This window comes from Variovorax sp. J31P179 (genome assembly GCF_030316985.1).
Lineage (GTDB): Bacteria > Pseudomonadota > Gammaproteobacteria > Burkholderiales > Burkholderiaceae_C > Variovorax > Variovorax ginsengisoli_B.
Genome location: NZ_JASZYL010000007.1, coordinates 322,246 through 345,926 on the forward strand (window position 1 = coordinate 322,246; position 23,681 = coordinate 345,926).

Sequence of the window (23,681 nt, forward strand, 5' to 3'; positions counted from 1 at the left end):
CTTTCGATGAGCTGGATCGTTGATTCAGGCGTGGCTGGGGAGGATGGCCTGCACCGCTTCGGGCCATTGGCCCTGGCGTGCCCACAGGCGCATGGCTTCGATCGATGGCGCGAGGAAGCGGTCCTGGTCGATGAAGGCGACGCGTTCGCGGATGGCGGCGAATTCGGCTTCGAGCAAGGGCGAGCTTTTCGGGCCCCGTTTTAGTTCGATGCCCTGTGCCGCAGCCATGGCCTCGATGCCGACGACCACCGCGGTGTTGTCGACCATGTCGCCGAGCCTGCGGCCGGCGAAGGTCGCCATCGACACGTGGTCTTCCTGGTTGGCCGAGGTCGGCAGGCTGTCGACGCTGGCCGGATGGGCCAGCGACTTGTTCTCGGAGGCCAGCGCCGCCGCCGTCACCTGGGCGATCATGAAGCCGGAGTTGACGCCGCCGTCGCGCACCAGGAAGGGCGGCAGGCCCGACAGGCCGCTGTCGAGCAGCAGCGCCATGCGGCGCTCGGAGATGGCGCCGATCTCGGCCACCGACAGCGCGATGATGTCGGCTGCGAAGGCCACCGGCTCGGCGTGGAAGTTGCCGCCCGAGATCACGTCGCCGTTGTCGAACACCAGCGGGTTGTCGGAGGCCGCATTGGCCTCGATGCGCAGCACGCGCGCCGCATGGGCGAGGTTGTCGAGGCAGGCGCCCATCACCTGCGGCACGCAGCGGATCGAGTACGGGTCTTGCACCCGGCCGCAATCGGCGTGCGAGGGCACGATCTCGCTGCCTTCGAGCAGCGCGCGCACCGCGCCCGCCACCGCGATCTGGCCCGGCTGTCCGCGCGCGGCATGGATGCGGGCGTCGAAGGGCTTGATCGAGCCCTGGATCGCCTCGAGCGACAGCGCGCCCGCCATCAGGCCGGCCGCGAAGACGTCCTCGGCGCCGAACAGGCCGGCCAGCGCCAGCGCGGTCGAGACCTGGGTGCCGTTGAGCAGCGCCAGGCCTTCCTTGGGGCCGAGCACGAAGGGCGCGAGGCCGATGCGGCGCAGCGCGTCGGCGCCGCCGATGACTTCGCCGTCAGGCGCCGTGACTTCGCCCTCGCCGATCAGCACGCAGGCCAGGTGCGCCAGCGGCGCCAGGTCGCCCGAGGCGCCGACCGATCCCTTCGAAGGAATGCGCGGCAGCAGGCCGGCGTTCGACAGCGCCAGCAGCGCATCGACGATCTCGGGCCGGACGCCGGAATGGCCGCGCGCCAGGCTCACGGCCTTGGTCGCGAGCACCAGCCGCACCACGCCGGCCGCCAGCGGCTCGCCGGTGCCGGCGCTGTGCGACAGCACCAGGTTGCGCTGCAGCTCGGCCAGCCGCTCGGGCGGGATGATGGTCTGGGCCAGCTTGCCGAAGCCGGTGTTGATGCCGTAGACCACTTCGCCGGCATCGACGATGCGCTGGACCGTGGCCTGCGCCGCGAGCAGGCCGGCGCGCGCCGCCGGAGCGAGCGCGAGCTGGACGCCACCGGCATGCACGCGGCGCAGGGTGGCGAGGTCGACATCGCCGGGCGCGAGGACGATCGGCGCGTGGGCGGAAGGGGTGGCGGTCATGGGTTCTCCTGTCTATACAAGTAGGTGCGCGCGAATTCGAAGGCGGGGCGTGCGCGTTCAGCCGAAGGAAGGGTTGCCGTCGGCCCGGAACCGGCTGCCGAGGCGATAGCGCGAAGCCGGGTGCAGGCAGCGCACCACCGTCACCGGCAGGGTGCGGGTCCAGGTGCGGCGCGTCAGCAGCAGGCAGGGGTCGGTCACCGGCATCGCCAGCCGTTCGGCCTGCTCGGGCGTCGGCAGCACGGCGTCGACCACATGCTCGATCTGGTCGAAGGGCACGTTGCGCACCAGGTACTCGCTCGGCGGGACCAGCGAGAAATCCTGGTCGAGGAAGTCGGGCACCACGCGCGGGTTCACGTAGCGGTCTTCGAGCTGCACCGGGATTTCGTTTTCCATGTGCAGGCAGACCGTGTGGAACACCGACTCGCCGGGCCGCAGGTCGAGCCAGACCGCGACGTCGGGCGAGGCGGCGATGCGCTCGGCCGTGAGGAACTCGCAGCGGTAGTCGTGCCCGCGGTCGCGGATCTCGCTGGCGATGTTGGCGATCTGCAGCAGGGTCGACTGCGGCTTGTCCTCGGCGACGAAGCTGCCGACACCCGCCACCCGCACGATGCGCCCCTGCTCGACCAGCTCGCGCAGCGCGCGGTTGACCGTCATGCGCGCCACGCCGAACTGCGCCACCAGCTCGCTCTCGGACGGCAGGCGGTGGCCGGCGCTCCAGGAGCCGTCCTGGATCTTGTGCGTGATGAAGGCCTTGATCTGCTCGTACAGCGCCAGCGCGGGCGACGTCGAGGCCGCCGCGCGCGCAGGCGCGGTGCGGTGGGCGTCGGTGGCTTTGCGGAGGCTGGCGGCTGTCATGCGGACTTTCTCGGGGCTGGGGATCAATGCTCGGCGGCGGCCATCGATTCGGCGCGGATCTCTTCGGTGAGCCGTGCCTTGATGTCCATGAACTCGGGCGAGGTCTTGATTGTGTAGTGGCGCGGATGGCCGAAGTCGACCGGGATCTCGGTCTTGATGCGGCCGGGCCGGGCGCTGAACACGGCCACGCGGTTGGCCATGAAGATCGCCTCGTCGATGTCGTGCGTGACGAACAGAACCGTCTTGCGGGCCGACTCCCAGATGCCCAGCAGCAGTTCCTGCATCAGCACGCGGGTCTGGTTGTCGAGCGCGCCGAAGGGCTCGTCGAGCAGCAGCATCTTGGGGTCGTTGGCCAGCGCGCGGGCGATGGCGGTGCGCTGCTGCATGCCGCCGGAAAGCTGCTTGGGGAAATGGTTCTCGAAGCCGCGCAGGCCGACCTTGGCGATGAAGAAATCGCTGCGCTCCTTCTGGTCGGCCTCGCTCATGCCGCGCTCCCGCAGGCCGAAGCGGATGTTCTGCGCGATCGTGAGCCAGGGGAACAGCGTGTAGCTCTGGAACACCACGCCGCGGTCGGCGCCCGGGCCCTCGATGGTCTGGCCGTCGAGCAGCACCCGGCCTTCGGTCGGGTAGTCGAGGCCGGCGACGATGCGCAGCAGGGTGGACTTGCCGCAGCCCGAGGGGCCGAGGATGGTGACGAAGTCGTTCTCGCGCACTTCGAAGTCGATCGGCAGCAGCGCCTGCGTGGTCTGGCCGCGCGTGCCGGTGAAGGTGCGGGACACGCCGCGAATCGAAAGCTGGTTCATCAGATCGTGCTCCAGGCGAAGAGACGGCGGTTGAGCGCCTTGAAAGCGAAGTCGGAAATGAGCCCGATCACGCCGATGACGATGATCCCGAAGATGATCTGCCCGGTGTTCAGCAGCGCCTGGCTGTCGGTGATCATGTGGCCGATGCCGGACGACGATCCGATCAGCTCGGCCACGATCACGTAGGTCCAGGCCCAGCCCAGCACCAGGCGCAGCGTCTCGGCGATGCCCGGCGCGGCACCCGGAATCAGCACCCGCAGCACGATGCCGCGACTGTTGGCGCCCAGCGTGTAGGCCGCCTCGACCAGGTCGCGCCGCGCGCTGCCCACCGTGACCGCCACCATCAGCGTGATCTGGAACACCGAGCCGATGAAGATCACCAGCAGCTTCTGGGTCTCGCCGATGCCGGCCCAGAGGATCAGGAGCGGGATGAAGGCCGAGGCCGGCAGGTAGCGGCAGAACGAGACGAAAGGCTCGAAGAAAGCCTCGACGCTCTTCCAGGTGCCCATCGCGATGCCCAGCGGCACGGCCACGATGGTCGCCAGCACGAAGCCGCCGAACACGCGCCAGACGGTCATGCCGATGTCGTGGCTGAAGTTGAACTCGGTGAAGAGCAGCACCGCTTCCTTGACCATCGTGACCGGGCTGGCCAGGAAGGTCGGCGACACGAAGCCGCCGAGCGTGAAGAAGCCCCAGACCGCCACGAACAGGACGAAGAAGCCGACGCCCAGCAGCCAGCGCGCCCGGGCGCCGACCGGTTCGAGCGGCGCCAGCGCGCGGCGCCGGCGCGGCGCCTGGGGGGCGGCCGGCGCGGCCGAGGCCGCCGGCGTGGAGGAGTGCATGACAGGCGTCGCGCTCATGATCGTCCGTGCCTCTTACTTGACGAAGCTGGTGTCGAAGGTGGCGGCCAGGTCGTCGGGCGCCTTGCGGATCACGCCGGACTCCAGCAGGATCACCTGCGCGTCCTTCATGAACGGGAGGATGTCGTTGGCGAAGAACTTCTGGTTTGCCGCCTTGTCCGACCAGCGCAGGTTGGCCGACGACTTGGCGAACTGCTCGCCGCTCTGCTTGACCGCCGCGCCCATGATTTCGTTCGCCTTGGCCGGGTCGGCCTTGATCATGTCGAGGGCCTCGAAGTACGAATTGGCCAGCGCCTGGGCCGCCTTGGCGTTGGACTTGAGCCAGGTCGGGGCGCAGCCGACGGTGTCCATCACCATCGGGTAGTCGAGCGTGGTGGCCAGGATCTTGCCGGCGGCGGGGTTGGCGCGAACGGTCGAGAGATACGGCTCGTAGGTCATCGCGCCGTCGTTCTGGCCGGCCACGAAGGCCTGGGCGGCGGGCTGCGGCTCGAGCGAGACCAGCTTCACGTCCTTCATGCTCATGCCGTTCTTGTTGAGCATCCAGGCCAGGCCGAAGTACGGCGCGGTGCCGGGCGCGCTGACGCCGATCGCCTTGCCCTTCAGGTCGGCGAAGCTCTTGACGTCGTTGCGCACGGCCAGGCCGTCGGCGCCGTAGGACTTGTCCATCTGGAAGATCTGGACGATCGGCACACCGTTGGCGTTCCAGGCCACGTGCGTCTCGACCGTGGTGGCCGCGCACTGGATCGCGCCCGATGCCAGCGCCAGGTGGCGGTCCTTCTGCGGGATCATGCGCAGGTCGACATCGAGGCCGTTCTTCTTGAAGATGCCGGCCTTGTCGGCCAGCGTCAGCGGCGCGAAGCCGGTCCAGCCCGACATGCCCAGCGTGATCTTGGTGTCTTCGGCATGGGCGCTCGCCGCCAGGCCCGCGACGCATGCACCAGCCGCCAGCAGCGAGGCTATTTTTCCGACCGTCTTGACCATTCAGGTTCTCCTGTTGCGTTTCAAAAGTTTCGGCTAGCCGGGCAGGAAAAAGTATTCGTAGTCCAGCAGGGCAGCCGAGTTTCATTCCCCGCGCTGCACCTGTATATACAGGTTAACCCGGAATTCGGGTTGATGGCAAGTGGCGCTTTGCACTTCCGCAGTGCGCGAAAGCGGTTTCATGCACCAAAAGTTGTCTAGACAGGAGCAGGCGCGGCGAATATGGCCATGGTTTGCAAGCGCCGTGCCAAGGGCGGGACGGCCATAATTCACGTTTACGTAAACGTCAATCCCATCACCCATGCCTGCCACCGCCTTCGTTCCGCCGGACCCCGACTACGCGCAGCGCGTGCGCCAGAGCTTCGAGCGCCAGGGCGCCATGGCCACCATCGGCGCGCGGCTGGGCGAGATCGCGCCGGGCCGCGTGGCGATCGAGCTCGACTGGGCCGCCGGCCTGACCCAGCAGCACGGCTTCCTGCATGCCGGCATGGTGGCGACCGCGCTCGACTCGGCCTGCGGCTACGCCGGCTTCACGCTGATGCCGGCCGACGCCGCGGTGCTGACCATCGAATACAAGATCAACCTGCTCGCACCCGCCAAGGGCCAGACCTTCCGGATGGTCGGCAGCGTGGTCAAGCCCGGGCGCACGGTGACGGTCTGCGAGGGCCATGCCTACGCCCTGGATGAGGGCCGCGAGAAGCTGGTGGCCACCATGGGCTGCACGCTGATGGCGGTTTTCGGCCGCGAAAACATCCGCAGCTGACAGCCGGGAGGCGCCACCAAGCGACAATGAAGGCCGGCCCGCCGCGGCATCCCTTGCGGGCCGGCCTTCATCCAACGCCGAACCGTGTCCGCCTTGCCCCTCGCCTCTTCCGACTCCGCGCCTTCGTCCGGCGCCGACGATCCGCAGTCGATCCTCCACGAGATCTTCGGCTACGCGCAGTTCCGCGGCCCGCAGCAGTCGATCGTCGACCACGTCGTGGCGGGCGGCGACGCCCTGGTCCTGATGCCCACCGGCGGCGGCAAGTCGCTGTGCTACCAGATCCCCGCCATCGCGCGCCAGCGCGCCGGGCACGGCGTGACCGTGGTCGTGTCGCCGCTGATCGCCTTGATGCACGACCAGGTCGGCGCCCTGCACGAGGCCGGCGTCGATGCCGCCTTCCTCAATTCCACGCTCGACTGGGAGCAGACCCAGGACGTCGAGCGCCGCATGCTGCGCGGCGAGATCACCTTGCTGTACGCGGCGCCCGAGCGCGTCAACACGCCGCGCTTCCTGTCGCAGCTCGACTCGCTCAGGGAGCGCGGCAAGCTGGCGCTGTTCGCGATCGACGAGGCCCATTGCGTGAGCCAGTGGGGCCACGACTTCCGGCCCGAGTACCGTGCACTCACGGTGCTGCACGAGCGCTATGCCGGCGTGCCGCGGATCGCGCTCACCGCCACCGCCGATGCGCTCACGCGCGCCGACATCGTCGAGCGGCTGCAGCTCGAAGAAGCGCGCCAGTTCGTCTCCAGCTTCGACCGGCCGAACATTCGCTACACCATCGTCGAGAAAAAGGAAGCCACCACCCAGCTGCTGCGCTTCATCGAGCGCGAGCACGAGGGCGATGCGGGCGTGGTCTATTGCCAGTCGCGCAAGCGGGTCGAGGACGTGGCCCAGACCCTGGTCGACGCCGGCATCAACGCCCTGCCCTACCACGCGGGTCTCGACGCCGCAGTGCGCCAGAAGCACCAGGACCGCTTCCTGCGCGACGAAGGCATCGTGATGGTCGCGACCATCGCCTTCGGCATGGGCATCGACAAGCCCGACGTGCGCTTCGTGGCCCACCTCGACATGCCGAAGAATATCGAGGGCTACTACCAGGAGACCGGCCGCGCGGGCCGCGACGGCGCCCCCGCCGACGCCTGGATGGCCTACGGCCTGCAAGACGTCGTGAACCAGCGCCGCATGATCGACGAGAGCCCGGCCGGCGAGGAGTTCAAGCAGGTGATGCGCGGCAAGCTCGATGCGCTGCTGTCACTGGCCGAGGCCAGCGATTGCCGGCGGGTGCGGCTGCTCGGCTATTTCGGCGAGAAGAGCGTTCCCTGCGGCAATTGCGACAACTGCATCACGCCGCCGCAGGTGTGGGACGGCACCGATGCGGCGCGCAAGCTGCTTTCAACCATCTACCGGGTGCAGCAGCAGAGCGGCATCAGCTTCGGTGCCGGCCACATCATGGACATCCTGCGCGGCAAGGCCACCGAGAAGGTCAAGCAGTTCGGGCACGAGCGGGTCAGCACTTTCGGCATCGGCGACGAGTTCAGCGAGGCGCAGCTGCGCGGCGTGCTGCGCCAGCTGATCGCCACCGGCGCGCTCTCGGTCGACGCCCAGGCGTACAACACCTTGCAGCTGACAGACGGCTCGCGGGCCGTGCTCAAGGGCGAGGTCCAGGTGATGCTGCGCGAATCGATCTCCGCGCCGGCCGAACGCAAGTCGCGGCGCGAAAAGACCGCGCGCGGCGCGCCCTCGCCGGCCGCCGCCACTCTCGACGCGGCCGGCCAGGCCCGCTTCGCGGCGCTCAAGGCCTGGCGCGCCGAGGTCGCGAAGGAGCACAACCTGCCGGCCTACGTGATCTTCCACGACGCCACTCTGGCCGCGATCGCCGAGCGCGCGCCCGCGACGCTCGAAGACCTGCAGGGCATCAGCGGCATCGGCACCAAGAAGCTCGAGGCCTACGGCACCGACGTGCTGCGGGTCTGCGCGGCGTTCTAGGGGCGTGAAATGATCCGGTTCTCGCGCAGCGGCGAGCGGATCAGATAGGGCGTTCCGGTCGCCTCCGCCTTGCCGAGCGCGCCACCGCCCCGGGCCTGCGGCGCGGCCGGGCAAGCGCCCGTGCTGCGCAAGGTCAGCGCGGCGGCGAGCCGGCTCTCGGCGGTGTCGCCCAGCGCATGGCCGAAGTCGTCCGCCACCGCGCAGGTCGGCACGAAGCCGTCGCCATAGTCGCCGAAGCCCTGCTGGTTCACGCCCTGGAACTGGATCGCGAAATAGGTCGTGCCGCAGTTGTCCTGCGGATAGAAGCCGTAGGGCTTGCCACAGGTGCCGCCACCGATCAGGTCCACCGTGATCCCGACCCCGCGCAAGCCGTTGACGACCGATTCGCTGGCCGAACAGGTGTCGGGGCCGGCCAGCACGGTGACGCGCGACAGGCCCAGTTGCGGCAGCGGCTGGCCGGCCGACACCGAGAAGCCGCGCGTGGTCGCATGGAAGGGCACGGTGGCCTGCGCCGCGGTGATCCGGAACGGGTTCTTGCTGTTGAACTGCAGCGCCTCGAAGACCGTGCCGCGGGTGGCCGCCGGCGTGGCGACCATGTAGGCCAGTTCGCTGGCGATGTCGAGAAAGCCGCCGCCGTTGTAGCGCATGTCGATCACGAGGTCGCTGACCGACGCCGCCTTGAACTGATAGACCGCCGCGATCAGCTGCGCTTCGGCGCCGGCCGTGTGGTCGTTGAACAGCATGTAGCCGACCGGCCCGCTGTCGGTGGCGATGGTCTTCACGTTCTGCACCGAGGTGCGGGTGACAGCGGCCGCCGTGAGGCTCACGCTGCGCAGGCTGCCGTCGGGCGCCTGCAGCTTGAAGTTGTGCGTTTCGCCGATGCGGGTGGGCGACAGCGCCGCGTTGAGTGCCGCCACGTCCGCACCCGCCACCGCATCGATGCCGTCGATCTCGACCAGCTTGAGGCCGCGATCGAAGCCCGCCTGCGCCGCCGGCGAGCCGGGCTCGGTGAAGGCCACCCGGATGTCGCGCGGTGGCGCGGCGCTCAGGAAGGCAAGTTCGAGTCCGTAGCCGATCAGCACGCCGTCTTGCGACAGGCCCCGGTATTGCGCCGTGTCGACCGTGAAGTGGAAGCGGTCCTTGGGCCTGCCCGAGGGGGTCGACAGCGGTGTCTTGAGGACGTTGAAGTAGGCGAGCGGGGTCGCGTATTCGCCGGCCACCAGCGTGCTGGGGATTTCGGCGTACCAGAGATAGGTCTCGTCGATCCAGGCCCGCAGCCAGCGCTTCTCGGTGGTCGCCGAGCCGGGCTGGTCGGGGAACGCCGCGCCGGTGTCCGGGTCGATGCCGCCACGCGGCGCGGCGCACTGGCCTTGCACGCTGGACGAGGCGACGATCGGGTCGTCGCCCGGCGCCAGGGCGGCCGGCGCGGCCAGCGGCAACGCTGCGCCGCCGCCGCCCCCGCCCCCGCCACCGCCGCAGGCACCGAGCAGACCCAGCAGCGCCAGTGCGGCAGCGCCCAAGGCGCAGCGCGCCGCGTCCATTCTCCGGGCAGTCCGGACAGCCCTCATCGATCGCTCTCCCCCGCGCGCGGCGACCCGCGCCTTTTCTTGTGTGGAACCTTACTGGACGAAGCCGATGCCGCGGGACTCGCGCACCTCGGGCTTGATCCGGTGCTCGGCATCGAGCTGCTCGAGAAACTCGTCGGCCGAGAAGGCCACCGCCAGGATGTCGGTCTGGCGCTTGACGGCCGCGAAGTCGCCCGGACACAGCTGCGGCAGCCTGGCGAGCCGCAGCTTGATCTCGTGGGTCAGCTGGGCCGCATCGCCGGCCAGCGCCTCGGTGACAAACATCCGCTCGCGCTGCTCGCCGGTCAGCGGCATGAACTTGATCTTGAAGGTGAAGCGGCGCAGCGCCGCCTGGTCGAGCCGGTCGAGCAGGTTGGTGGTGCAGACGAAGATACCGTCGAAGCGTTCCATGCCTTGCAGCATCTCGTTGACCTCGGTCACTTCGTAGGTGCGCTGGGCGCCGCGGCGGTCCTGCAGGAAGCTGTCGGCCTCGTCGAGCAGCAGCACCGCCTTCTCGGCCTCGGCCTCCTTGAACATGGCGGCCATGTTCTGCTCGGTCTCGCCCACGTACTTGCTCATCAGGTCGCTGGCCTGCTTGATGATCAGCGGCCGGCCGATCGCCTTCGCGATGTGCTCCGCCAAGGCGGTCTTGCCGGTGCCGGGCGCGCCGTAGAAGCACAGCGTGCCGTGGCCGCGCGCCTTCAGGGCCTCGACGATGCGCGGGATCTCGAAGCGGGTCTCGACGTTGAGCATGTCGAGGTCGTAGGTCGTGACGCTGCGGCGCGCGCCCAGGGCATCGGGCGTGCCGAGCGCGAGATCGGCGTTCTTGAGCTGGCGCTCGATCAGGTTCTCGACCGAGCCGCCCTCGGTCATGGCGAGCTCGGCGAAGCGCACCGCGGTGCGGATCTGCGCCGGTGTCAGGCCCTTGCGCCCGGCCAGCTTGGCGGTGAAGGCCTCGGACACCGAGACGCCTTCGAGCGTCTTGCGCACCAGCTGCTCGCGGGCGCCGGGCGGCGGCGACTTGAGCTCGAGGTGGTAGGCGAAGCGGCGCCGGAAAGCCGGGTCGATCTGCTCGATGCGGTTGGTGACCCACAAGGTCGGCACCGCGTTCGATTCGAGGATCTGGTTGACCCAGGCCTTGCCGCTCACGCTGCCGCTGGCCGGGGAGGGAATCTGCTCGGCGCGCGCCATCAGCTGCGCGGCCTCGGTGCTGATGGGCGGGAACACATCCTCGACCTCGTCGAACAGCAGCGCCGACTGCTCGCTGCCCTTGAGGAACACCTGCGCGATCTGCAGCGAACGGTAGCGGTCGCGGCCCGACAGCGAATTGCCGTCGCGGTCTGCGTATTCGACCTCGAACAGCTCCAGCCCCGCGGCCTGCGCGACCACCTTGGCGAGTTCGGTCTTGCCGGTGCCGGGCGGGCCGTAGAGCAGCACGTTGACGCCGGGCTCCTTGCGCGCCACCGCCGCCCGCAGCAAGGTGACCAGCATCCGGGCCTCGTCCTCGACGAAGGAGAAATCGTGCACCGAGAGGCTGCTCTTGGCGGACGGGCGCGTGAACACGGCCATCAGTTCGTTGCGGTCGCGGTACTCGCGCATCAGCACCGGCGGCAGCTTCTCGCTGACCTTCATGAGGTCGGCCAGGTCGGTGATGTTGTGCTCGGAGATCAGGTTCTCGACCAGCCCGATGCGCTCGAGCCGCGAGCCCGCGCGCAGCGCCTCGCCGACTTCGCTCGCATTGACGCCGGCCACCTCGGCGATCGCGGCGTAGGCCTCCGGCGCGTTGTTGACCTTGAACTCGACCAGCAGCGAACGCAGGTCGCGCTGGTAGCGCGCCAGGGTGCCGTAGAGCAGCAGCGCGCGCTCGGCCTTGTTGAGCTGCAGCAGCCCGGCCAGCGCATCGATGTTTTTCTCGACCAGGGTCGACTGCTTGCGCAGCGCATGGGTGAGCCAGTCGCGCGTGACCGACAGCACCGACAGCAGGTCCTTGGGCTGGTCCTTGGCGTATTCGTCGAGGTAGAAGAACAGCGTGCCCTCTTCGTAGGGGCCGCGCCAGACGCCGTGGCGGTCGAGCAGCGTGCGGCCGTCGAAACCCTCGACCCCCTTCCAGACCTCGTTGCCGACGCAACGCCGGCCGAGGAACTCGCGCAGCCGATGCAGCACCGGCAGCGGCCAGACCAGGTGGCGGCCGGTGAGCGACAGCAGGCCGTTGAGGTCCCGGCGCACGTTGAAGCGCGGGCCCTGCTTGGCCGCGAGCGTGAGCACGAAGTGCGAACACATGAGTTCGAGCACCGGCGCTTCCTTGAGTCCGGGCGACGGCAGTGCATGGCCGCGGGAAGCCGCAGCCACTGCATCGACACCGGAACGCTTGACCATCTGGCAACCTCCCGCGAGGGGATGTGTGAATCTGGAAGCGACCATAACGCAGAGTATTGGCTTCGGGAAGCCTGCGGACACGAAATACCAGGATGTTGCGATTCCGTCCACAATGACGCCGATGGTTGGAATCGAAGACATTGAGCGCGCGGCCCTCCGTCTCCACGGGCAGTTGCTTGAAACCCCCTGCGTCGAATCGCGGACCCTGTCCGAAATCGTCGGCGCCCAGGTTTTCCTGAAGTTCGAGAACCTGCAGTTCACCGCCTCGTTCAAGGAGCGCGGAGCCTGTAACAAACTGGTCGACCTGGCCGAAGGCGGCACCCGTGGCGTGATCGCCATGTCGGCCGGAAACCACGCGCAGGGCGTGGCTTACCACGCGCAGCGCCTAGGGTTGCGGGCCCTGATCGTCATGCCGCGCTTCACGCCCGGCGTGAAGATCGAACGCACGCGCGGATTCGGCGCCGAAGTGGTGCTGCATGGCGACACCCTCGAGGCGGCCCGCGCGCATGCGCTGGCGCTGGCCGAACGCGAGGGACTGGCCTTCGTCCATCCCTACGACGACGAGGCGATCATCGCCGGCCAGGGCACGGTGGCGCTCGAGATGCTCGATGCGGTCCCCGACCTGGACGTGCTGGTGGTGTCGGTCGGCGGCGGCGGCCTGGCCGCCGGCATGGCGCTGGCCGCCAAGGCGCGCAAGCCGGGCATCCGCATCGTGGGCGTCCAGACCTCGCGCTTCCCGGCCATGGTGAACGCGGTGCAGGGCACCCACCACCCCCAGGGAACCAGCACCATTGCCGAAGGCATCGCCGTGGGCACCCCCGGCGTGCTGACGCGCGAGATCATCGCCCGGGAGGTCGACGAGTTGCTGCTGGTCGACGAGGGCGACATCGAGCAGGCGGTGCTGATGCTGCTCGAGATCGAGAAGACGCTGGTCGAGGGCGCCGGCGCCGCCGGACTGGCCGCGCTGATCCGCCATCCCGACCGCTTCCGGGGCCAGCGCGTCGGCCTGGTGCTGTCGGGCGGCAATATCGACCCGCTGCTGCTGGCGGCGATCATCGAGCGCGGCATGGTGCGCGCCGGCCGGCTCGCGCGCGTGCGGGTCAGCGCCCGGGACGTGCCGGGCTCCCTGGCCCATATCACGGCCACTGTCGCCGAAGCGGGCGCCAACATCGACGAAGTTCACCATCAGCGGGCCTTCACCATGCTGGCGGCGCAGAACGTCGATGTCGAACTGGTGCTGCAGACCCGGGGGCGGGAGCACCTGGCGGCCGTGCTGGCGGCCCTGACGGCAGCCGGGTTCGAGGCCGTCGAGCAGCGCTGAGAACGGGTCAGCCAGCCCTTCGGAAATTTCTGTTCGTTCGCCCTGAAAGGGATCGATCGCACCGGACCATTCGGGTTGGCGCCGCTTCGCCATTAGCCTGCGGGCGAATGATCGAACGCGGAATCCACGCCTTCCGAGGACAAGGCGTCCTCTTGCTGCAAGGCCCGGTGGGGCCTTTTTTCAGCCGCCTGGCCCACGACCTCCAACTGGCGGGCGCCCGTGTGTTCAAGGTCAACTTCAATGCCGGCGACCGCCTGTTCTATCGGCGCGGCGCCTTCTCGTTCAAGGGCGCGATGGCTGAGTGGCCGGCATGGCTGGACGCCCTGCTCGATCGGCTGGACATCGACGTCATCCTGCTGTTCGGCGACTGCCGCCCGATCCACGTGGTGGCACACGAGATCGCCATGCGGCGCGGGCTCGAAGTCGGCGTGTTCGAGGAAGGCTACCTGCGCCCGCACTACATGACCTTCGAGCGCCACGGCGTGAACGGCCACTCGCAGGTCCCCCGCCAGCCGTCGTTCTACCTGGCGCAGCCCGAGGCCGCCCGCCCCCGGCGCAGGGATCTGGGCAACACCTATTGGCACATGGCCTGGTGGGCTTTCCTGTATTTCTCGATCGGCAGCCTGGGCAAGCCTTGGTTCCCCCGCTATGCGCATCACCGGCGGCTCGCACTGACCGAGGCCTGGCCCTGGATCCGCTCGGGCTGGCGCAAGCTCAAGTACCGGGCGCTGCAGCACGGCATGCTGGAGCGGCTGTGTACCCGCTGGGACAGGCACTTCTTCCTGGTGCCGCTGCAGGTCTTCAACGACGCGCAGATCTTCGTGCATTCGAGCTTCGACTCGGTGGAGGCCTTCGTCGAGGAGGTGCTCGGCTCCTTCGCCCGGCACGCCCCCGCGGACACCGCCCTGGTGATCAAGCACCACCCGATGAGCCGCGGCTATACGGATTACGCCACGCTGGTCCGGCGACTCGCCCGGGCGCACGGCATCGCCCACCGGTGCTTCTATGTCCACGACCAGCACCTGCCGACGCTGCTCAAGCACGCCCGCGGCGTGGTGGTGGTCAACAGCACGACGGGGCTGCAGGCGCTCGAGCACCATGTCCCGGTCAAGGCCCTGGGCGAGGCGATCTACGACATGCCGGGCCTCTGCCACCAGGGCCCGCTCGACGCCTTCTGGCATGAAGCGCCCCACAGCGGGCCCGACCGGGTCCTGCTGCGCCGCTTTGTCAGCTTCCTGATCGCGCGCAGCCAGCTCAACGGAAGCTTCTACAAGGCCTGGCCGAAGGCGGCGGCGAAATCCAGCAACCCGTGGTGCGCCACCGACTGGGGCGAATGGCTCGATCGGTCGCCTCCGGGACCCGAAAAAGGTCTGGCAACCCCCTAGACCGCGGCCCGCGGCCCAGCCGGTAAAATGGCCCCAGTCGTGAGAATACAAGGAACCCAGATGTCCAACCCCACCCCCATCGAACCCGGCCACGCCGCCGCGGTCGAACAAGACGCGGTCGAGTCGATCGTCCCTCTCATGCCCCTGGTTCTGCCGCTGGTGGGCGGGGTGCTGATGCTCCTCCTGGCCTCCATCGCCATCTACATGGCCTGAACCCGGCAGCGCCACCGCGCGGCATTGCGTGCCGCCGGCGGGGCGCAATGCCGCAGCCGGGTCGGTCGTCGCCGCGCCGACCCCTGCCCCGGTCCACACGGTCTTCCATCCAGCCCCCTCCCTAGACGGAAGCGTTTTCTCCAACGGATTTCGATCGCCCCGCGGCGTCGCGTCCCGTTCGAAAAAACGATTTTCAACTTAGGAGATAGACGATGAACGCACCGCTGAAGGGTCTTGCCATGCAGGCGCCCTCCTACGTCAAGAACGCGAAGCTGATCGCGTGGGTGGCCGAGATGGCCGCCCTGTGCAAGCCCGAGCGCATCCACTGGTGCGACGGCAGCCAGGAAGAATACGACCGCCTCTGCCAGCAGATGGTCGACGCCGGCACCTTCAAGAAGCTGAACCCGGCCAAGCGCCCCAACTCCTTCCTCGCCACCTCCGACCCGAGCGACGTCGCCCGCGTCGAAGACCGCACCTTCATCTGCTCGGCCCGCAAGGAAGACGCCGGCCCGACCAACAACTGGATGGCGCCGACCGAGATGCGCGCCACGCTCCAGCCCCTGTTCGACGGCTGCATGAAGGGCCGCACGATGTATGTCGTGCCGTTCAGCATGGGCCCGCTGGGCTCGCCCATCGCCCACATCGGCATCGAGCTGTCCGACAGCCCCTACGTCGCGGTCAACATGAAGATCATGACCCGCATGGGCCGTGCGGTGTTCGACGTGCTGGGCGACGACGGCGAGTTCGTGCCCTGCGTCCACACGGTCGGCGCGCCGCTGGAAGCCGGCCAGCGAGACGTCGCCTGGCCCTGCAACAAGACCAAGTACATCGTCCACTATCCCGAGACGCGCGAAATCTGGAGCTACGGCTCGGGCTACGGCGGCAACGCCCTGCTCGGCAAGAAGTGCTTCGCACTGCGCATCGCCTCCAACATGGGCCGCGACGAAGGCTGGCTGGCCGAGCACATGCTGATCCTCGGCGTGACCAATCCGCAGGGCCAGAAATACCACGTGGCCGCCGCCTTCCCGAGCGCCTGCGGCAAGACCAACTTCGCGATGCTGATCCCGCCGGCCGGCTTCGAGGGCTGGAAGGTCACGACCATCGGCGACGACATCGCCTGGATCAAGCCCGGCACCGACGGCAAGCTGCACGCAATCAATCCCGAAGCCGGCTACTTCGGCGTCGCGCCCGGCACCAACATGCAGACCAACCCGAACTGCATGGCCAGCCTCGACCGCGACGTGATCTTCACCAACGTCGCGCTGACCGACGACGGCGACGTCTGGTGGGAAGGCATGAGCGAAGCCCCGGCCCACGCGATCGACTGGCAAGGCAAGGACTGGACGCCCGCGATCGCCAAGGAGACCGGCGCCAAGGCCGCGCACCCGAACGCCCGCTTCACGGTCGCAGCCATCAACAACCCGGCGCTGGACGCCGCCTGGGACGACCCCAAGGGCGTCGCCATCGATGCCTTCATCTTCGGCGGCCGCCGTTCCACCACGGTGCCGCTGGTGACCGAGGCCCGCAACTGGGTCGAGGGCGTCTACATGGCGGCCACCATGGGCTCCGAGACCACCGCTGCGGCCGCCGGCCAGCAGGGCGTGGTGCGGCGCGATCCGTTCGCGATGCTGCCCTTCGCCGGCTACAACATGAGCGACTACTTCCAGCACTGGCTCGACCTCGGCAAGAAGCTCGAGGCCTCGGGCGCCAGGCTGCCGAAGATCTACACGACCAACTGGTTCCGCAAGGGCGACGACGGCAAGTTCGTCTGGCCCGGGTACGGCGAGAACATGCGCGTGCTCAAGTGGATGATCGACCGCATCGAGCAGAAGGCCGAGGGCAGCGAGCACGTGTTCGGCGTCAGCCCGCGCTACGAAGACCTCAACTGGACCGGGCTGGACTTCAGCGCCAAGCAGTTCGACACCGTCACCAGCATCGACAAGGCCGCCTGGCAGGCCGAGCTGAAGCTGCACGCCGAGCTGTTCGAGCAGCTGTCGCACCACCTGCCGAAGGAACTGCCCGCCACCAAGGCGGCGATCGAGCAGCGCCTCGCGGCCTGATTCGGCAGCGACGCAAAAAAGCCGCCCTCGGGCGGCTTTTTCGTGGGCGGGCCCGAAGGCCCGCGGTGCGCGATCAGTAGTACTGGCCGAGGTTCACGCGGCGCAGGGCGTCGTGCAAGGTCGGGACCGGCGCATCCACCGCCTGCTGGTGGGTGGCGATGACGTTGAGCTCGTTCATGATGCGCGGGTCGTGCTTGGCGTAGGCCAGGAAGCGCTCGTCGGCGCGGGCGGCGGCGCGGCGCTTGGCCACGTTCCGGGCCGCGGCGATGGCGCGGACCGCCAGCGAACGCGCCGTGCCTGCGAAGAAGGCCAGGCCGATGAAGGCCACGGCCCACAGCACCAGCCAGGCCACCATCAGGCCGCCTTCCTGGGTGATCGACACCAGGCGGTCGGCGACGACCAGCAGCGACGACACGATCGCGGCCAGCAGCAGGGCTGCCAGCCCACGCGCGCCGTCGAAACCGCGGCGGGCTGCGCGTACCTGTTCGATCGCCGCCTCGGCGCGAACGATGCCGGGATGGGTGGCGGGCTTTTCAACGTGGATGAAGCTGGTCATGGTGTTCCTCCTGAAAGGACGGGGTGGCCGAAGCCGATGCCCTGATATTAGGGCTTACCCTAATGTTTTGCCAATTTATCCTGCTGATGTTTATCATTCACATCACTTATGGACGTCAACTTTCGCACGCTCGACCTGAACCTTCTTCGCGTCTTCGACGAAGTGATGGCGGAGCGCAACCTCACGCGCGCGGCCCGCAACCTGGCGATCACCCAGCCGGCGGTCAGCAATGCGCTGCGGCGGCTGCGCGAGGTGCTGGGCGATGAACTGGTGCGGCGCGCCGGCGCAGGGGTCGAGCCCACGCCGCGGGCCCTGGCGCTCTGGCCGACAGTGCGCGATGCGCTGCGGCAGCTCCAGCACACGCTGGCACCGGGTGAGTTCGATGCCGGCATCGCCGACACGACCTTCCTGCTGGCGATGGCCGACGCGACCGCCGCCGAGCTGATGCCCGGGCTGATCCGGATCGTCGAGGAGGAGGCGCGCGCCGTGTCGCTGCGGGTGCTGCCGCTGACCACCCGCGATCCGCGCCGGATGCTGGAGCAGGAGGAGGTCGACGTCGCGATCGGCTACTTTCCGGCCGTGGTCGCCAGCCTGGCGGCCCGCGGGCAGTCCGGGGTCGGCGAGCCCTTCGAGACCCAGCGGCTGTATGTCGGGCAGTATGTGTGCGTGATGCGCCAGGGCCATCCGCTGGCCGACGCGCCGCTGACGCTCGACAGCTTCTGTGACGCGCGCCACCTGCTGGTCAGCTTCTCGGGGCGGCCCTACGGCTTCATCGACCAGACCCTGGGCGCGCTGGGGCGCGAGCGGCGCATCGTGGTGACGGTGAACCAGTTCTTCACGGCCGGACGCGTGGTGGCCAATTCGGACCTGCTGACCGTGATGCCGCGGCATTTCGCGCGGGTGACCGGGATCGACGACCACCTGGTGCTGCGCGAGCTGCCCTTCGACCAGCCCCTGGTGCACGTGGATGCGCTCTGGCATCGGCGGGCCCAGCACGCGCATGCGCACGGCTGGCTGCGGCAGGCGCTGCTGCGCTCGGCGCAGGCTGCGTTCGCGGGTCCTTAGCGGACGACGCTGAGCCAGGCGCTGGCGGCGGCGCGCAGTTCCTGCGCGTGATGAGCGTCGAGGCCGGCGCGGCTGTCGGCGTTCTGCATCAGGATTGCGGCCGGGCTGGCATCGACAGCCTGGAGGGTCGGACGGAAAAAACGGGCCACGAGGGCAAGAAGGTTAAACATGATGTTGCGCTGCCCAAGCGGGCGGCGCGGAGTGACGATGAATCAAGAATAAGGGTTTTCCCCAATTCTTCAAGCCAAGCGCCATGCACAAAACGCATAACCTCATCCGCTAGACTGCACCCATCCCCCATGAAGCTCCAGCTGCTCTCGGACCTCCATATCGAGGTTCATCCGCATCTCCAGGTCGCCCCGGCGGCCGGCGCCGACCTGCTGGTGCTGGCGGGCGACATCGGCTCCTACCAGGCCGGCTCATCGCTGGCCGAGCCCGATTTCGGCCTGGCCCGCTTCTCACCACGCCATGGCTGGCCGGCGCCAGTGGTCTATGTCCCCGGCAACCACGAGTACGACAACGCCGATTTCGATGCCGTCCACCAGCGGCTGCGCGAGACCTGCGAGGCACTGGACATCCTCTGGCTGGAGCGCGAGACGTTGGTCATCGACGGCGTGCGCTTCGTCGGCACCACGCTGTGGGCCGATTTCGATGCCCTGGTCGAGCCCGGCGACGACCTGGCCGAGGCGCTCAAGAAGCGCGGCAAGGCGATGCGCGCCGCCAACTTCTACCTGCAGAAGGCGGCCACCACGCGCGGCGGAGAGATCTTTCTAGCCGACGCCTTGAGGGAGCACTCACTCATATGCCAGGCGTGGCTGCGCGAGGCGCTCGCCCAGCCGTTCGAAGGCACGACCGTGGCGATCACGCACTTCGCACCGACCCTGGCGAGCGCGGATCCCCGCTATGGCCTGAGCCCGGGCACCGCGGGCTTCTGCAACAACCTGGACGAATTGCTGCCGCAAGCCGACCTGTGGCTGCACGGCCACCTGCACTGCCAGTTCGACTACCTGAAGGACGGCTGCCGCGTGGTCGCCAACCCGCTGGGCTACCTGGGCAAGGGGGAGCAGGACAACTTCGACCCGGCGCTGCTGGTCGAGGTGCCGCGCCCCCGGCAGACCCGCGCATCCGCTGCCGGGCGCTAGGCGTGCTCAACGGCCTGTGGCTCGGCTTCTTCCTGACCGCGGCGGCCGCGGCACTCGGCCGCTGGCTGCTCGGCGGCGACGCCACCGTGTTCGCCTCGATGGTCGAGAGCCTGTTCGCGATGGCCAGGCTGTCGGTCGAGGTGATGGTGCTGCTCTTCGGCACGCTGACCCTGTGGCTCGGCTTCCTGCGCATCGCCGAGGCCGCGGGCATCGTCGACCGGCTGGCGCGGCTGCTCGGCCCGCTGTTCCGCCGGCTGATGCCCGAGGTGCCGGCCGGGCACCCGGCACTCGGCCTGATCACGCTCAACTTCGCCGCCAACGCACTCGGCCTCGACAACGCCGCCACGCCGATCGGACTCAAGGCGATGCGCGAGCTGCAGACCTTGAACCCGAGCGCGACCAGCGCGAGCAACGCGCAGATCCTGTTCCTGGTGCTCAACGCCTCGTCGCTGACTTTGCTGCCGGTGACGATCTTCATGTACCGGGCGCAGCAGGGCGCGCCCGATCCCACGCTGGTGTTCCTGCCGATCCTGCTGGCGACCAGCGCCTCGACGCTGGTCGGGCTGCTGTCAGTGGCGTTCATGCAGCGCCTGCGGCTGTGGGACCCGGTGGTGCTGGCCTACCTGCTGCCCGGCGCACTGCTGCTCGGCGGCTTCATGGCCCTGCTGGCGACACTGTCGGCCGCGGCGCTGGCCGCGCTGTCCTCGCTGCTGGGCAACCTGGTGCTGTTCGGGCTCATCGTCTTCTTCCTGGCGGTCGGCGCGCTGCGGCGGGTGAAGGTCTACGAGTGCTTCATCGAAGGCGCCAAGGAAGGCTTCGACGTCGCCAGGAACCTGCTGCCCTACCTGGTCGCGATGCTGAGCGCGGTCGGCGTGCTGCGCGCCTCGGGGGCGCTCGACCTGGCGCTCGAAGGCATCCGCTGGGTGGTGGCGCGCACCGGCTGGGACACTCGCTTCGTCGACGCCCTGCCGACCGCGCTGGTCAAGCCCTTCTCGGGCAGCGCGGCACGCGCGATGCTGATCGAGACCATGCAGAGCCAGGGCGTCGACAGCTTCGCCGCCAAGGTCGCCGCCACCATCCAGGGCAGCACCGAGACCACGTTCTATGTGCTGGCGGTGTACTTCGGCGCGGTCGGCATCCAGCGGGCGCGCCATGCGGTCGGCTGCGCACTGCTGGCGGAACTGGCCGGCGTGGTGGCCGCGATCGCGGTCGGCTACTGGTTCTTCGGCTGAGCGTTCCGGCCGGCGCCAGCGACCGCGCGGCCGATCGGCCAAAATGGACCTCCAACTGCCCCCCTCTTCCGTGACCGCTCCCGCCCAGGCGCAACCGCCCTCCTTCTCCATCGACGAGTTCCGCGCATCGCTCGGCATGTTCGCCACCGGCGTGACCATCGTCACGGCGCGGGCCGCGAACGGCGCCCTGGTGGGCCTGACCGCCAACTCCTTCAATTCGGTCTCGCTCGATCCGCCGCTGGTGCTGTGGAGCCTGGCGCGCAGCGCGGCCTCGATGGCGGCGCTCAGCACCGGCTCGCACTATGCGATCAACATCCTGGCGGCCAACCAGAAGAGCCTGGCGGAGCGCTTCGCGGCCAAGGACATCGACCGCTGGGCCGATGTCGCCTTCACCGAGGGCATCGGCGGGGCGCCGGTGCTCGTGGGCGCCGCGGCCAGCTTCGAGTGCTTCAACCGCAGCCGCTACGACGAGGGCGACCACGTGATCTTCGTCGGCGAGGTCGAGCGCTGCATGCACAGCGCGGGCGCCTCGCCGCTGCTGTTCCACGGCGGGCGCTTCTACACGGAGCATCCGCTTTGAGGGCCACGCCGGCGGTGCTGCTGGCGGTGGCCTGCGCGGTCGAACCCGCAGTGGCCCAGGAGCCGCCCAAGCCGGTCAAGCAGAACTGGTTCGACGATCCCTTCTTCCAGGTGGCGTCGGGCATGCGCAGCTGCCCGGTGCCCGAAGGCCCGCTGCTGACCGCCGAGGAGCGGCGCGCGCAGATGCACTCGCGCCTCGAGCGCGGCACCAGCTGCTGGCTGGCCGGCCGCTGCGCCGACAGCAACGCCTACCGCTACGACAAGCCGCTGGCGCCCAAGGTGCAGGCGGCGCTGGCCGCCGTGCCGGGCGTGCGGCGCGCCAGCGTCTGGGTCGTGATCCAGCGGCGCTGGGTCTACCTGCAGGGCTGCGTGCCCTCGCGCAGCATGGCCGCCGCGCTGGACCGCGCCGCCCGCAGCGTGCCCGACGTTGAAGTGGTGCTGCCCGAGCTGATGGTCGGCACGAACGGCCACCCGCCCTATGCGGTCGCATCTCCCTGACACCGCCCCGCCGGCCCCAGGCCGCATCACAAGAAGAACAGAAATCCCTGGAATGATCGAACGCAAGGAACACCTCGACACCCGCGCCACCGCCCTGCTGATCGCCTGCTGCGCGTTCTGGGGACTGCAGCAGATCCTGATCAAGACCACCGTCGGCGAGGTGCCGCCGCTGTGGCAGGCCTCGATCCGCATGACGGGCGCGGTGGTGCTGCTGTGGATCTGGTGCGTGCGCCGCGGCGTGCCGCTGTTCGCGCGCGACGGCACGCTGCCCGGCGGCCTCCTGGCCGGTGCGCTGTTCGCGGGCGAATTCACCTGCATCTATCTCGGGCTGCAGCTCACGACCGCCTCGCGGCTCACGGTGTTCCTGTACACCTCGCCCTTCGTGGTGGCGGTGCTGCTGCCGCGCTGGGTGCCGGCCGAACGGCTGCGGGGCCTGCAATGGGTGGGGCTGGCGATCGCCTTCGCGGGCGTGGTGGTGGCCTTCAGCGAGAGCTTCGGCCACAGCACCTCGGCGCAGCTGCGCGGCGATGCGCTGGCGCTAACCGCCGGCGTGCTGTGGGGCCTGACGACGCTGACGATCCGCGCCACCCGGCTGGCCACCGCCAGCGCCGAGAAGACGCTGTTCTATCAAATCGCGGTGACCGCGGCGGTCTCGCCGCTGCTGTCGCTGCTGCTCGGCGAGCGCTGGGGTTTCGCGTACTCGGGCTACGCCTGGTTCTCGATCGGCCTGCAGACCGTGATCGGCGCCTTCGCCAGCTACCTGGCCTGGATGTGGCTGCTGCGGCACTATCCGGCCACGCGGATCTCATCCTTCACCTTCCTGACGCCGCTGTTCGCGCTGGTGTTCGGCGTCGTGCTGCTGGCCGAACCGCTGACCTTGCAGCTGGTGCTGGCGCTTTGCGGCGTGGCGCTCGGCATCGTGCTCGTGAACCGGCGCCCGGGAGCCAAGCCATGAACTTCCAGCCCGTGCTCGATGCCATCGAGGCCGAGGTCCGCCCGCTGCTCGGCGTGGAGGGCCAGGTGGCGAGCTACATCCCGGCGCTGGCGCGGGTGCCGGCACGGCAGTTCGGCATCGCCCTCAGGACCTGCGAGGGCCAGGAGGCCGCGGCCGGCGATGCCGACACGCCTTTTTCGATCCAGAGCATCTCGAAGCTGTTCACGCTGACCCTGGCGATGCGCCGCCTCGGCGATGCGCTGTGGGAGCGGATCGGCCGCGAGCCGTCGGGCAACCCGTTCAATTCGCTGGTCCAGCTCGAGAACGAGCAGGGCAAGCCGCGCAACCCCTTCATCAATGCCGGCGCCATCGCGGTGGCCGACCGGCTGGTGAGCCTGGGGCGCGCCGAGGCCGAGCTGATCGCGCTGATGTCGAACCTCTGCGGCGAAGCGATTGCCTACGACGAGGAGGTCGCCGCCTCGGAAGCCGTGACCGGCTTCCGCAACGTCGCGCTGGCGAACTTCATGAAGAGCTTCGGCAAGATCGACAACGACGTGCGCGAGGTGCTTAGCCTCTACTTCCACCAGTGCGCGATCCGGATGAGCTGCCGGCAGCTGGCGCGCGCCGCAGGCTTCCTGTGCCGCGACGGCGCCCACCCGATCGATGGCGAACCCGAGATCACGACCGAGCGCCATGCGCGGCGCATCAACGCGCTGATGCTCACCTGCGGCACCTACGACGCCGCCGGCGACGTCGCCTTCTCGATCGGCCTGCCCTGCAAGAGCGGCGTCGGCGGCGGCATCGTCGCCGTGGTGCCCGACAAGCTCACGCTGTGCGTCTGGTCGCCGGCCCTCGATGGCAACGGCAACTCGCTGCTCGGGCTGAAGGCGCTCGAGCTGTTCACGGCCCGCACCGGCCTTTCCATTTTTTGAATG

22 protein-coding genes are annotated in these 23,681 nt (G+C 68.9%); 13 read left to right on the top strand and 9 right to left on the bottom strand.

Features of this window, described 5'->3' with window-relative positions:
• Positions 1-24: 24 nt before the first annotated feature.
• Genes hutH through QTI17_RS20415 form a run of 5 tightly spaced genes read right to left on the bottom strand, consistent with a single transcriptional unit; the run spans position 25 to position 5,074 of the window.
• Positions 25-1,575, bottom strand: a complete 1,551-nt coding sequence (gene hutH, locus QTI17_RS20395) for a histidine ammonia-lyase (RefSeq protein ID WP_286535212.1) — start codon at positions 1,573-1,575, stop codon at positions 25-27.
• Positions 1,576-1,632: 57 nt separating this feature from the next.
• On the bottom strand, positions 1,633-2,430 hold the full coding sequence (gene hutC / locus QTI17_RS20400; RefSeq protein ID WP_286535213.1) for a histidine utilization transcriptional repressor HutC: 798 nt from the start codon (positions 2,428-2,430) through the stop codon (positions 1,633-1,635).
• A 23-nt stretch (positions 2,431-2,453) separates the two neighbouring features.
• Positions 2,454-3,233 carry an ABC transporter ATP-binding protein gene (locus QTI17_RS20405; protein ID WP_286508603.1) on the bottom strand — a complete coding sequence of 260 codons (780 nt, stop codon included), beginning with the start codon at positions 3,231-3,233 and terminating at the stop codon, positions 2,454-2,456.
• Positions 3,233-4,075 carry an ABC transporter permease gene (locus QTI17_RS20410; protein ID WP_286535361.1) on the bottom strand — a complete coding sequence of 281 codons (843 nt, stop codon included), beginning with the start codon at positions 4,073-4,075 and terminating at the stop codon, positions 3,233-3,235. The genes QTI17_RS20405 and QTI17_RS20410 overlap by 1 nt, the downstream gene beginning before the upstream one ends.
• A gap of 33 nt (positions 4,076-4,108) precedes the next feature.
• Positions 4,109-5,074 carry an ABC transporter substrate-binding protein gene (locus QTI17_RS20415; RefSeq protein ID WP_286535214.1) on the bottom strand — a complete coding sequence of 322 codons (966 nt, stop codon included), beginning with the start codon at positions 5,072-5,074 and terminating at the stop codon, positions 4,109-4,111.
• Positions 5,075-5,372: 298 nt separating this feature from the next.
• Here QTI17_RS20415 and QTI17_RS20420 point away from each other — a divergent pair, with 298 nt between their 5' ends.
• Positions 5,373-5,834 carry a PaaI family thioesterase gene (locus tag QTI17_RS20420; protein ID WP_286535215.1) on the top strand — a complete coding sequence of 154 codons (462 nt, stop codon included), beginning with the start codon at positions 5,373-5,375 and terminating at the stop codon, positions 5,832-5,834.
• Positions 5,835-5,927: 93 nt separating this feature from the next.
• A complete protein-coding gene (recQ, locus tag QTI17_RS20425) occupies positions 5,928-7,820 on the top strand; it encodes a DNA helicase RecQ (protein ID WP_286535362.1) in 1,893 nt (630 codons plus the stop codon).
• Here recQ and QTI17_RS20430 read toward each other — a convergent pair.
• Both QTI17_RS20430 and QTI17_RS20435 read right to left on the bottom strand, forming a co-directional pair.
• Positions 7,817-9,361 (bottom strand): S41 family peptidase, encoded by a 1,545-nt coding sequence (locus QTI17_RS20430; protein WP_286535216.1) that lies wholly within the window; start codon positions 9,359-9,361, stop codon positions 7,817-7,819. The two genes, recQ and QTI17_RS20430, sit on opposite strands and share 4 nt — an antisense overlap.
• A gap of 78 nt (positions 9,362-9,439) precedes the next feature.
• Positions 9,440-11,761 carry an ATP-binding protein gene (locus QTI17_RS20435; RefSeq protein WP_286535217.1) on the bottom strand — a complete coding sequence of 774 codons (2,322 nt, stop codon included), beginning with the start codon at positions 11,759-11,761 and terminating at the stop codon, positions 9,440-9,442.
• Between the two features lie 121 nt (positions 11,762-11,882).
• Between QTI17_RS20435 and QTI17_RS20440 the strand changes: the two genes are divergently transcribed.
• The 4 genes from QTI17_RS20440 (at position 11,883) to QTI17_RS20455 (ending at position 16,740) form a co-directional block, all read left to right on the top strand.
• Positions 11,883-13,082 carry a threonine ammonia-lyase gene (locus tag QTI17_RS20440; protein ID WP_286521677.1) on the top strand — a complete coding sequence of 400 codons (1,200 nt, stop codon included), beginning with the start codon at positions 11,883-11,885 and terminating at the stop codon, positions 13,080-13,082.
• A gap of 152 nt (positions 13,083-13,234) precedes the next feature.
• Entirely contained in the window at positions 13,235-14,467 is a 1,233-nt protein-coding gene (locus QTI17_RS20445; RefSeq protein ID WP_286535218.1) for a capsule polysaccharide biogenesis protein, read from the top strand.
• A gap of 60 nt (positions 14,468-14,527) precedes the next feature.
• Entirely contained in the window at positions 14,528-14,680 is a 153-nt protein-coding gene (locus QTI17_RS20450; protein ID WP_286372168.1) for a hypothetical protein, read from the top strand.
• Between the two features lie 212 nt (positions 14,681-14,892).
• Positions 14,893-16,740 (top strand): phosphoenolpyruvate carboxykinase (GTP), encoded by a 1,848-nt coding sequence (locus QTI17_RS20455; RefSeq protein ID WP_286535219.1) that lies wholly within the window; start codon positions 14,893-14,895, stop codon positions 16,738-16,740.
• A gap of 73 nt (positions 16,741-16,813) precedes the next feature.
• On the opposite strand, the gene QTI17_RS20460 is transcribed toward QTI17_RS20455, so the two are convergent.
• The gene (locus tag QTI17_RS20460) at positions 16,814-17,296 is read right to left on the bottom strand and encodes a hypothetical protein (protein WP_286535220.1); all 483 of its coding nucleotides are present in this window, start codon (positions 17,294-17,296) and stop codon (positions 16,814-16,816) included.
• A 108-nt stretch (positions 17,297-17,404) separates the two neighbouring features.
• Between QTI17_RS20460 and QTI17_RS20465 the strand changes: the two genes are divergently transcribed.
• Positions 17,405-18,361 carry a LysR family transcriptional regulator gene (locus tag QTI17_RS20465; RefSeq protein ID WP_286535221.1) on the top strand — a complete coding sequence of 319 codons (957 nt, stop codon included), beginning with the start codon at positions 17,405-17,407 and terminating at the stop codon, positions 18,359-18,361.
• Here the strand turns inward: QTI17_RS20465 and QTI17_RS20470 are convergent.
• The gene (locus QTI17_RS20470) at positions 18,358-18,531 is read right to left on the bottom strand and encodes a hypothetical protein (RefSeq protein ID WP_286535222.1); all 174 of its coding nucleotides are present in this window, start codon (positions 18,529-18,531) and stop codon (positions 18,358-18,360) included. The two genes, QTI17_RS20465 and QTI17_RS20470, sit on opposite strands and share 4 nt — an antisense overlap.
• Positions 18,532-18,660: 129 nt before the next feature.
• On the opposite strand from QTI17_RS20470, the gene QTI17_RS20475 reads away from it, so the two are divergent.
• The 6 genes from QTI17_RS20475 to QTI17_RS20500 are packed head-to-tail and all read left to right on the top strand — an operon-like array spanning position 18,661 to position 23,678.
• Positions 18,661-19,503, top strand: a complete 843-nt coding sequence (locus QTI17_RS20475; RefSeq protein WP_286535224.1) for a metallophosphoesterase — start codon at positions 18,661-18,663, stop codon at positions 19,501-19,503.
• A gap of 2 nt (positions 19,504-19,505) precedes the next feature.
• A complete protein-coding gene (locus QTI17_RS20480; RefSeq protein ID WP_286535226.1) occupies positions 19,506-20,735 on the top strand; it encodes a spore maturation protein in 1,230 nt (409 codons plus the stop codon).
• A gap of 43 nt (positions 20,736-20,778) precedes the next feature.
• The gene (locus QTI17_RS20485) at positions 20,779-21,315 is read left to right on the top strand and encodes a flavin reductase family protein (protein WP_286535228.1); all 537 of its coding nucleotides are present in this window, start codon (positions 20,779-20,781) and stop codon (positions 21,313-21,315) included.
• A complete protein-coding gene (locus QTI17_RS20490; RefSeq protein ID WP_286535230.1) occupies positions 21,312-21,812 on the top strand; it encodes a BON domain-containing protein in 501 nt (166 codons plus the stop codon). Before QTI17_RS20485 ends, QTI17_RS20490 begins: the two co-directional genes overlap by 4 nt.
• A gap of 52 nt (positions 21,813-21,864) precedes the next feature.
• Positions 21,865-22,767, top strand: coding sequence for a DMT family transporter (locus tag QTI17_RS20495; RefSeq protein ID WP_286535231.1), 903 nt, complete (start codon positions 21,865-21,867; stop codon positions 22,765-22,767).
• Positions 22,764-23,678, top strand: a complete 915-nt coding sequence (locus QTI17_RS20500; protein ID WP_286535233.1) for a glutaminase — start codon at positions 22,764-22,766, stop codon at positions 23,676-23,678. The genes QTI17_RS20495 and QTI17_RS20500 overlap by 4 nt, the downstream gene beginning before the upstream one ends.
• The last annotated feature ends 3 nt before the right edge of the window (positions 23,679-23,681 follow it).